At 37.3% G+C, this 9258-nt stretch carries 8 protein-coding genes and 1 pseudogene; 2 read left to right on the plus strand and 7 right to left on the minus strand.

Annotated features, from left to right (window positions below; all coding sequences use genetic code 11):
- The 7 genes and pseudogenes from R3333_RS09315 to R3333_RS09345 all read right to left on the minus strand — a co-directional run.
- Positions 1-226 (minus strand): annotated as a pseudogene (locus R3333_RS09315) (hypothetical protein); the annotation flags it as partial.
- Between the two features lie 192 nt (positions 227-418).
- A complete protein-coding gene (locus tag R3333_RS09320) occupies positions 419-2797 on the minus strand; it encodes an outer membrane beta-barrel family protein (protein ID WP_318958519.1) in 2379 nt (792 codons plus the stop codon).
- Between the two features lie 248 nt (positions 2798-3045).
- On the minus strand, positions 3046-3438 hold the full coding sequence (locus R3333_RS09325) for an RDD family protein (RefSeq protein WP_318958520.1): 393 nt from the start codon (positions 3436-3438) through the stop codon (positions 3046-3048).
- A 20-nt stretch (positions 3439-3458) separates the two neighbouring features.
- A complete protein-coding gene (locus tag R3333_RS09330) occupies positions 3459-3896 on the minus strand; it encodes an RDD family protein (RefSeq protein ID WP_318958521.1) in 438 nt (145 codons plus the stop codon).
- A 216-nt stretch (positions 3897-4112) separates the two neighbouring features.
- Positions 4113-4859 (minus strand): succinate dehydrogenase/fumarate reductase iron-sulfur subunit, encoded by a 747-nt coding sequence (locus R3333_RS09335; protein ID WP_318958522.1) that lies wholly within the window; start codon positions 4857-4859, stop codon positions 4113-4115.
- Between the two features lie 65 nt (positions 4860-4924).
- Entirely contained in the window at positions 4925-6925 is a 2001-nt protein-coding gene (locus R3333_RS09340; protein ID WP_318958523.1) for a fumarate reductase/succinate dehydrogenase flavoprotein subunit, read from the minus strand.
- A 2-nt stretch (positions 6926-6927) separates the two neighbouring features.
- Positions 6928-7614 carry a succinate dehydrogenase cytochrome b subunit gene (locus R3333_RS09345; RefSeq protein WP_318958524.1) on the minus strand — a complete coding sequence of 229 codons (687 nt, stop codon included), beginning with the start codon at positions 7612-7614 and terminating at the stop codon, positions 6928-6930.
- Positions 7615-7875: 261 nt separating this feature from the next.
- Between R3333_RS09345 and R3333_RS09350 the strand changes: the two genes are divergently transcribed.
- Both R3333_RS09350 and R3333_RS09355 read left to right on the plus strand, forming a co-directional pair.
- Positions 7876-8595, plus strand: coding sequence for a hypothetical protein (locus R3333_RS09350; RefSeq protein WP_318958525.1), 720 nt, complete (start codon positions 7876-7878; stop codon positions 8593-8595).
- A 120-nt stretch (positions 8596-8715) separates the two neighbouring features.
- A partial coding sequence (locus R3333_RS09355; RefSeq protein ID WP_318958526.1) for a lysophospholipid acyltransferase family protein occupies positions 8716-9258 on the plus strand: 543 nt, incomplete at its 3' end.

A 9258-nucleotide genomic window follows, 5' to 3' on the forward strand; every position in this document is an offset into this window, starting at 1 on the left:
CAGTTGAGGCATTTTTATAAGCATTGGGCCAGAGGTGCATTTTAATAACATTCAATGTGTCTGACGAATTGTTATAGTATTCGATGTATTCGAACCCTCTTAACATGTGATTTTGGTCGTCTAACTTCACATCTATTTTATAATTCACCTCTTGCTGAAAATAGTCTTGAGCGAAGGTGAAACTAGATGCGATAACTACACTTAAAAAAGTAAAAATATGGCGCATAAGATTGTATTTTATTTCGAAGATACAGAAAAGGCTGTTTGCTTCCTGTTAAAATCAGTTGAAAGCTCGAAGACCAGTATGAAAATAATGCTGAAAGATTTAAACGGTTGATGAAAATTGGATCAAAAAAAACCAACTCCCTTAAGGAAGTTGGTAAAACATTAAAAAATCAAATCAGAAAGAAGTAGGCTACTACCTTCTACCTCCTGTATACTGCATGGCTTCTCCTTTACCGAAACCATAGCTAAATCCAAGGGTAATAAATCTACCTCTGTAGCTTTCGCTAAAATTGTAGAAATTTCCCTGAAAAGTTTCCACTGTTCGTATACGAGATGCAAAAACGTCTCTTACAGACAAACTAAATACAGCTTTTCCTTTTTTCAACTTCTTGCGCAATCCTGCATCCATAAATAACATGTCGCTTACATTTCCTTGTACGGTTTGGTAGGCCGACTGGTAATTTCCTGTGATTTCTAAATCAAACTTATAGGGTAGTTTTATTTTCGCGGTCCATTTCGTTGACCATTGAGAGGCATTAAAATCGAAAGATGTACCGTTTAAAGCTCCATCTCTTGTAAAGAAATTATAATTTACATCCCCTTGAATATCCAATTTCTTTAAAGGTGAATACTTCATGTTCATTTCTAAACCTGTAGACCTCTTGGTACCAACATTCTCTGGTTGTGTTGTGGTAACATTGTTCTGAAAGCTCGCTATACGCTCTATCACATCCTTTGTATACAACTGAAAAGCACTAACATTCAAACTCATTTTCTTAAAGATGAAGATACTCGACAACTCGTAAGAATCAGTAAACTCCGGCATCAAGTTGGGGTTCCCCGTTCTAATATTGAAGGTGTTTGAAATATTGAAGAAGGGATTTAAATCCCACAATCTTGGTCGGTAAATACGCTTAGAGTAACCTGCTTGTAAAGAAAAGCGCTTGTTGATTTTATAGGATGTATGCACACTAGGGAATAGATTAGTAAAGTTTCTATCATTGGTCTGATTCGTAGTTTTTAGCACAGTTAATAGGTCTGTATTTTCTGCCCTTAATCCCATTTTTAACCCATACTTTTTACCTTCATAAGCACCCGTTGCATAAATCCCTAAAACGTTCTGATTGTAATCAAAAATATTGGTCAAGCCCATATCTTGTACCCATTCACCGTTTACTAAATCAGCAACAGCATAATCATTACTCACATCTTGAATAACATATTGAGAACCTGCTTCTAGCTTCAGCTTCTTATTAAATGGTTTCACATAGTCTACACTAAAAGTTTGCTTGCGCTCTTGGAAATTAGTATTCGTCCTTTGCTCACTGTTTTGATTACTCCCACTAACAATTCTATTAAAGAATTCAGAAGATTGATCTTTACCAAAGAAATTCCCCTGTGCACTCATCAACAAGGTGTGTTCCTTATTGTCTTTGAAAGTACTCTTGTAAATGAGGTCGTATTGATATTTAGGATTTACAGCTTCCGTTGTTTCTGTTCTTTGCCAAGTAGAAACAATGTTGCCCGATGAGTCTTGAAAAGCAAAATTCGTAGTAGAAGGTTGCTGTTCCAATTCAAGTGCTACAGACCCTGAAAGCGTCAGTACATTTCTATCGTTGATATGGTAGTCCGTTCCTAAATTGAGGTTATAGAAATTCTCATTTCTATAGTTCAACCCATCACTAATTACAGAAGTATTGTTGATTAAATCTGAACTTATGTTTTCGCTATATCTCGGCAAGGAACGGTAACCTGCACCCAGTTGGCTAAATAAATTAAACTTCTCGGTTCTGTAGTTTAGAGATAGACCCAAACTATGGTTGTGGGGAGCTCCGGTATTTAAAGATATAGATCCATTCAATCCCTTTTTCTCTTCTTTCTTTAATACGATATTGATAATACCTGCTGTACCTTCTGCATCATATTTTGCGGACGGATTGGTGATTACCTCTATACGTTCTATCATATCTGCCGTAATGGTTCCTAGAGCATTTCCTTGCTCACCAGCAATAACACTGGGTTTACCATTAATTAGAATTTGCGCTCCACTTGCTCCTCTTAGGTTGATTTCCCCTTCTATACTAACATTTACAGAAGGAACATTATTCAAAACTTCAAGTGCACTTGCTCCCGTGCTACTTAAATCTTTACCTACGTTAAACACTTTCTTATCTAGCTGAAATTCTACCGTCGATTTTTCGGCTTGAATGTTAACTCCATCCAACTCTTTTACAGCTTTGTTCAAGGCGATGGTCCCGAGGTCTATCTCCCCTTTTCCCGCCTCAAATTCACTGATAGTATCTTTAAAATAACCGATGAAACTTACTTGTAAGAAGAATTTAGGAACTTTCACGACTAATTCAAACTTCCCTGAGTCATTCGTTGTTGTACCTCCTATAACCGCCGAATCAATGGCATTGATAGCTTTAACCGTGGCATAAGGAATTGCTTGTTGTGAATCAGCATCGGTTACTATTCCAGAAAGCGTTACTTTTTCTTGTCCCCATGAAGCCGCATTCAAAAAGAGTATTCCCATTAAAACCAATATCCACTTGCTATACATTGTCTTCATTCTCTAATTTCTTCTCTATAAATTTGATGCAAAAATAGAAATTCAAACAAGCATACTATACCCATTACTAGGTATTTACTTGCCAAATAACTACTGCTGTGCTAGTAAGACACTTCATATGCAAAAGGGTTTAATCTAAGGGGGTACTAATTTTGTCGTTTAATGACAATCGCTAGAAGTAGCAGGAAATAATACATCGAAAAATGGGAAATATCCGCAGTAAATGAAAAAGAAGGAGAGGCTGAAAATTAAATTTTTACAGTTATAATTTTTGTAAAAGTATCTTTGAAAGGAACTTCTGAAGATTTTGATAGAAATAGGAATAAAACGGCACTACTTATTTTACGAGAAAGTAAAGCCACTAAACTTGGAGTATTCCCATTTTCATCCACAATTCTGATTCCTAAAATTCTTTTGCCGGGAGTTTGACCTAGGATCCAATCCAAAAAGATACCGTAACAAAAAAACAAGGCTACAAAGACCAACCAAAATTCTTTTTCGTAATGATATGTTGGGGGATCGAAAAGGAAGGCGAATAAGATATGATTTAGAAAATATACCAGTATATAATCTATTAAAAAAGCGGCCCTTCTTTTGAGGAGAAGGACCTTTATATCCTGACGTGTTTTCTTGTCGCCCAAATTCGTGATAAGCTAAATAACTACTCTTTAATCACAAGCGTTTTTGACCATCTATCGTGCCATCCTGTTGGTTCAGAACCAAAAAATGAGAAGGGTTCAAAAGGAACGATACGCGCAAAAGATCTACCAATAATTTGTGACATGGTAGGTTTCTTTCCATCCTTGGATACTACACGTGTTTTCAATAAATATTTACCGATTGTTTTACCTGTAGTTCCTTCCATAACCACATAGTATACGGTGAAGATTAACAAGGATATCAACTGCCCTGTAAACACATTAACAGTCGTAGGTTCTTCAAATGGATTATCACTCATCACCACACCTATTACTTCAATCACTGTTTGTATAACAAATAAGAATAAAGCATCAATGATGTAGGTTCCAAAACGTACTCCAAGAGAAGCCTTATTTAATTGAGTTGCGCTCTGTTCTTGGTCCAACAATAGTTCTTCCATAAAAATTAAATAGTTAAGTAAGTTGTTCAATATTGAACACAATGAAAATAGTAATTTTTTAGACTTTTTAGCAAGGTGTCAAATTTTTGGTGGTTGAGCATAAGAGGAATTCAAGCGTGCAGAAAAAGATGCCACTTTAAAATAATTCCTAGAGAAAAACAAAAAGGCAAGTCCAACGAATTGAACTTGCCTTTGATATATCAGAAATTTTGCGTCTTATTTCTTCAATGAAGCAGAAAGGTATTCTCTGTTCATACGAGCAATGTTTTCAAGAGAGATTCCTTTTGGACACTCAACCTCACATGCTCCAGTATTTGTACAGTTACCAAATCCTTCATCATCCATAGCTTTCACCATGTTTAACACTCTGTCTTTCGCTTCAACTTTACCTTGTGGCAACAAAGCAAACTGAGAAACTTTAGCAGAAACGTACAACATTGCAGAAGCGTTCTTACATGAAGCAACACATGCTCCACATCCTATACACGTTGCCGCGTCGAATGCTTTGTCAGCATCATCTTTAGGAATTGGAATTGCGTTAGCATCTTGTGTATTACCAGAAGTGTTTACAGATACGAAACCACCCGCGTGTTGAATTCTATCAAATGCAGATCTATCTACCACCAAATCCTTGATTACAGGGAAAGCTTTCGCTCTAAATGGCTCAATGTAAATTGTATCTCCATCGTTGAATTTACGCATGTGTAACTGACACGTAGTTACACCTCTATCTGGTCCATGTGGTTCACCATTAATTTGTAATGAACACATTCCACAAATTCCTTCTCTACAGTCGTGGTCAAAAGCGATAGGCTCTTCACCTTTATCATTTAATTGTTGGTTTAATACATCCAACATTTCTAAGAATGACATATCTGGAGAAACATCGCTAATTTGGTAGCTCTGCATTCCACCTTTATCATTACTATTCTTTTGACGCCAAATTTTTAAATTAAGATTCATCTTTCTTAAGTTATTAGGGAAAAGGGAAAAGACGCTTGGCTCTCTTTCCTTTTCCTAATTATAAATTACTTGTAACTTCTCTCTTTTACTTCGATATCTTCGAACACTAGGTCTTCCTTGTGCATTACTGCATCTTTAGGCTCACCTTTGAACTCCCATGCTGCTGCATATTGGAATTCTGGTCTTCTCATTGCTTCACCTTCTTCAGTTTGGTATTCTTCTCTAAAGTGACCACCACAAGATTCCTCTCTTAGTAATGCATCTTTAGCGAACAATTCTCCTAACTCTAAGAAGTCAGCAACTCTACAAGCTTTAGCTAATTCTTCGTTGAATTCGTTAGCTCCACCTGGAACACGAACTTCTTTGTGGAATTCAGCTCTTAAAGCAGAAATCTCTTCGATTGCTTCTTTAAGTCCTTGCTCGTTACGGGCCATACCTACTTTGTTCCACATGATTTTACCTAACTTCTTGTGGAAGTAGTCAACCGATTGAGAACCGTTGTTGTTCACGAACTTATTGATTTGGTCTTCAACCGACTTCAATGCTTCGTCGAACTCTTTCGTTTCTGTAGAAATAGCTCCTGTTCTAATATCTTGAGATAAGTAGTCTCCAATTGTGTATGGTAATACGAAGTAACCATCAGCCAATCCTTGCATCAATGCAGATGCACCTAATCTGTTAGCACCGTGGTCAGAGAAGTTAGCCTCTCCAATTGCGTATAAACCTGGTACAGTTGTCATCAAGTTGTAATCTACCCATAATCCACCCATTGTGTAGTGAACTGCTGGATAAATCATCATAGGCGTTTCGTATGGGTTCTCATCAACGATTTTCTCATACATTTGGAATAAGTTTCCGTATTTCGCCTTAACTACTTCCTTACCTAATTTTGTTACTAATGCTTTATCGTTAACGTTCAAGTGCTTCACAGTTGCTTGCTCTTTTCCATAACGTTGAATAGCAGAAGAGAAGTCTAAGTAAACTGCCTCTCCAGTTGCATTCACTCCATAACCAGCATCACATCTTTCTTTCGCCGCTCTAGATGCAACGTCACGTGGTACTAAGTTACCGAATGCAGGGTATCTTCTTTCTAAGTAGTAATCTCTATCTTCTTCAGCAATTTGAGTTGGTTTTAATTTACCCGCTCTGATCGCTTCAACATCTTCCATTTTCTTAGGAACCCAAATTCTACCGTCGTTTCTTAACGACTCAGACATCAATGTCAATTTAGATTGGTGATCTCCAGAAACTGGGATACATGTTGGGTGAATTTGTGTGTAACAAGGGTTCGCGAAGAAAGCTCCTTTTTTGTGTGCTTTCCATGCCGCAGAAACGTTAGATCCCATTGCGTTTGTAGAAAGGAAGAATACGTTACCGTAACCACCTGTTCCTAAAACTACAGCGTGTGCTGAATGCTTTTCTAATTCTCCTGTAACCAAGTTACGTGCGATAATTCCTCTCGCTTTACCGTCAACAATAACTACATCCATCATTTCGTGACGGTTGTACATTTTCACTTTACCTCTACCGATCTGTCTGTTCAATGCAGAGTAAGCTCCTAATAATAACTGTTGACCTGTTTGACCTTTTGCGTAGAATGTACGAGATACCAATACCCCACCGAAAGAACGGTTATCTAATAACCCTCCGTAATCACGTGCGAATGGTACACCTTGTGCAACACACTGGTCAATAATATTTGCAGAAACCTCTGCTAATCTATATACGTTTGCTTCTCTAGAACGGTAGTCACCCCCTTTAACCGTATCGTAAAATAAACGGTACGTTGAGTCACCATCACCTTGGTAGTTTTTAGCGGCGTTAATACCTCCTTGCGCTGCAATAGAGTGCGCTCTACGTGGTGAATCTTGGAAAGCGAATGCTTTTACGTTATATCCTAACTCAGCCAAAGTAGCTGCTGCAGAACCACCAGCCAATCCAGTTCCAACAACGATAACGTCGATTAAACGCTTATTCGCTGGGTTTACCAAATTAATTTTGTTCTTGTAATCAGTCCATTTAGTTTTAATTGGACCCTTTGGTACTTTTGAATCTAATATTGCCATGATTAATGTCCTGTTTGAGTTAAGAAATGAAACAATGCGATGAAGATGAATCCTAAAGGAACGATGATAGCGAAAGCTGTTCCGAATTTCTTTCTTCCCGCGGCCATTTTACCGTCTATTCCAGTTGATTGGAATGCTGAGTTAAATCCGTGTAACAAGTGCATTGCCAATAAAACAAATGCGATACAATAGATTGCTACTCTCCATCCATCCACAAACTTGTGTTGTAACTCTTCGTAGTATCTAAATTCTCCAGCTGCATTTAAACCAGACATATCACCTTCAACAAACTTCGTTGTTACCTCTGGCAACCAAAAATCGTAAAAGTGCAATCCTAAGAAAGCCAAGATTACCAAACCAGAGATCAACATGTTTCTTGAGAACCAAGAAGCGTTTGCTGCTCCGTTGTACTTAGCATACTTTACTGATCTTGCCCCTTTGTTTCTTGCTTCTAAGATGAATCCCATCACAAAGTGGAATACAACAGCAAAAATCAACACAGGCTGCATTAAGTACTGAATCATAGGATTTGTTCCCATGAAGTGAGATGTTTCGTTAAACATTTCTGGACTTACTACAGACATCATATTTATGCTAAAATGCTGTAATAAGAATAACATTAGGAAGAATGCCGATAACGCCATGGCATATTTCCTTCCTAGAGACGAACTAAAAAATGAGTTACTCATAGTATTTGTAGTAATTTATAATCTAAACAAGGCAAATTTAACGATGTTCACCGAAAAAGGACAATTCTCAGCTTATTTAGAATGAGTTTAGTTAAATTGGCTACATTCGGAGAAAAATAAGGGGTTTAAAGTGAACAATTGCTGCACTCCATCTTTACGCCTTTCACCACTTCAAATTTCACCTCCCTAAATACCCACAATGAATACCCACAGATTAATTCGTTAATACTTTGTATTTTCAGGGCACTAATTCTTAACACTATGAATCAAAACGACCAACTTTACTATTGTAAACAATGTTTAAACCGCGGCTTTGACCCTAATCAAGGAGTGGTTTGTAACCTGACCAACGCAAAAGCTACCTTCGAAGAAGATTGTGAAAGCTTTAAAGTTGACCCGGCTATACAAAGAAGCAACACCGTCAATGATGCTCACATACAAGCAGAATATTCAAAAGATGCAATTGCGTATTTGCCACAAGCCATAAAGGATAAACTTTACAAAGAACAGAATTACAAGCTTGGCTTAATTGCTGGATTAACTGCGGCTCTAATCGGAGCAAGTGTTTGGGCGGGAATTGCCGTAGTTTCAGGATATAACTTAAGTATTGTAGCCATTGGTATAGGACTCTTCATAGGTTTTACCTTAAGATTCACCGGGAAAGGTATAGACGAAAAATTTGGATTTACCGGTGGGGCGCTTACCCTTTTCAGTATCCTATTGGGAGACTACTTATCCATCATCTTCACCATAACCAATGAATTTGATATTTCATTAACCGATGTAATTTTTGGAGGTAACTTCGGAGTTATTCTAGATATTTTCATTGAAAATTTAAGCTTATTATCGGTTATCTTTTGGTTCTTAGGTATAGCCGAAGGATATAAATTTGCCTTCCGCGTTATTCCGCATTACAAAATAGAAGAAATGATGAAGGAAAAAGCTCCAAAATCTGAAGAATTATTAGACACTGACACCTGATCAAAAGCTACTCAGAAAAGGTTCTTTTGAAAAAGTAACTTTGACACAGAAAATCACCCTTTCTTTTATTCCGTAAAAAATAGTTTTAGCTACTTTAGCAAGCGGAAAATTTAATGCAACGTGAAATATATAGGAGCCCTTTTTTTTAACCTTTGGAAATTGTACATCGGAGTGGTGTTTGCATTTTTCTTGCTGCTCTTTTATCCCCTCATGTTTTTGTTTATCAAGTTTAAACCTTGGCAACAACATGCATTTAAAATCAGTGTACTTTGGTCTTACTGCATGCGCATTTTTTGTTTTTACGCGGTAAGAGTGGAAGGTAAAAAAGACATCCCTGAAGGACCTTATATTATATGTGCTAATCACACTTCGTATCTCGACATTTTTTTAATGTACAGCATACTTCCTGAACACAAATTTTTATTCTTGGGAAAAAGTGAGATACTCTCCTACCCTTTGGTGAAGACCTTTTTTAAGAACTACAACATTCCTGTATTTAGAAAGGACAGGTTAAAAGCTGCCAAATCTTTTATTGAATGTAAAAAAGCGGTTGACAAAGGATGGAGCTTGGCCATATTCCCAGAGGGTGGCATTCCAGATGAGAACTTACCCCACATGATGGAGTTTAAAGAAGGTGCCTTCCAATTGGCGAAAAAGTGTAAA

The organism is Lishizhenia sp. (assembly GCF_033720595.1).
In the GTDB taxonomy this organism is placed as follows: Bacteria; Bacteroidota; Bacteroidia; order Flavobacteriales_D; family Crocinitomicaceae; genus Lishizhenia.

Bases quoted from the DNA above. Each gene is read 5' to 3' on its own strand.
- R3333_RS09320 (WP_318958519.1), bottom strand. From the start codon at position 2,797: ATGAAGACAATGTATAGCAAGTGGATATTGGTTTTAATGGGAATACTC.
- R3333_RS09330 (WP_318958521.1), bottom strand. From the start codon at position 3,896: ATGGAAGAACTATTGTTGGACCAAGAACAGAGCGCAACTCAATTAAAT.
- R3333_RS09335 (WP_318958522.1), bottom strand. From the start codon at position 4,859: ATGAATCTTAATTTAAAAATTTGGCGTCAAAAGAATAGTAATGATAAA.
- R3333_RS09340 (WP_318958523.1), bottom strand. From the start codon at position 6,925: ATGGCAATATTAGATTCAAAAGTACCAAAGGGTCCAATTAAAACTAAA.
- R3333_RS09345 (WP_318958524.1), bottom strand. From the start codon at position 7,614: ATGAGTAACTCATTTTTTAGTTCGTCTCTAGGAAGGAAATATGCCATG.
- R3333_RS09350 (WP_318958525.1), top strand. From the start codon at position 7,876: ATGAATCAAAACGACCAACTTTACTATTGTAAACAATGTTTAAACCGC.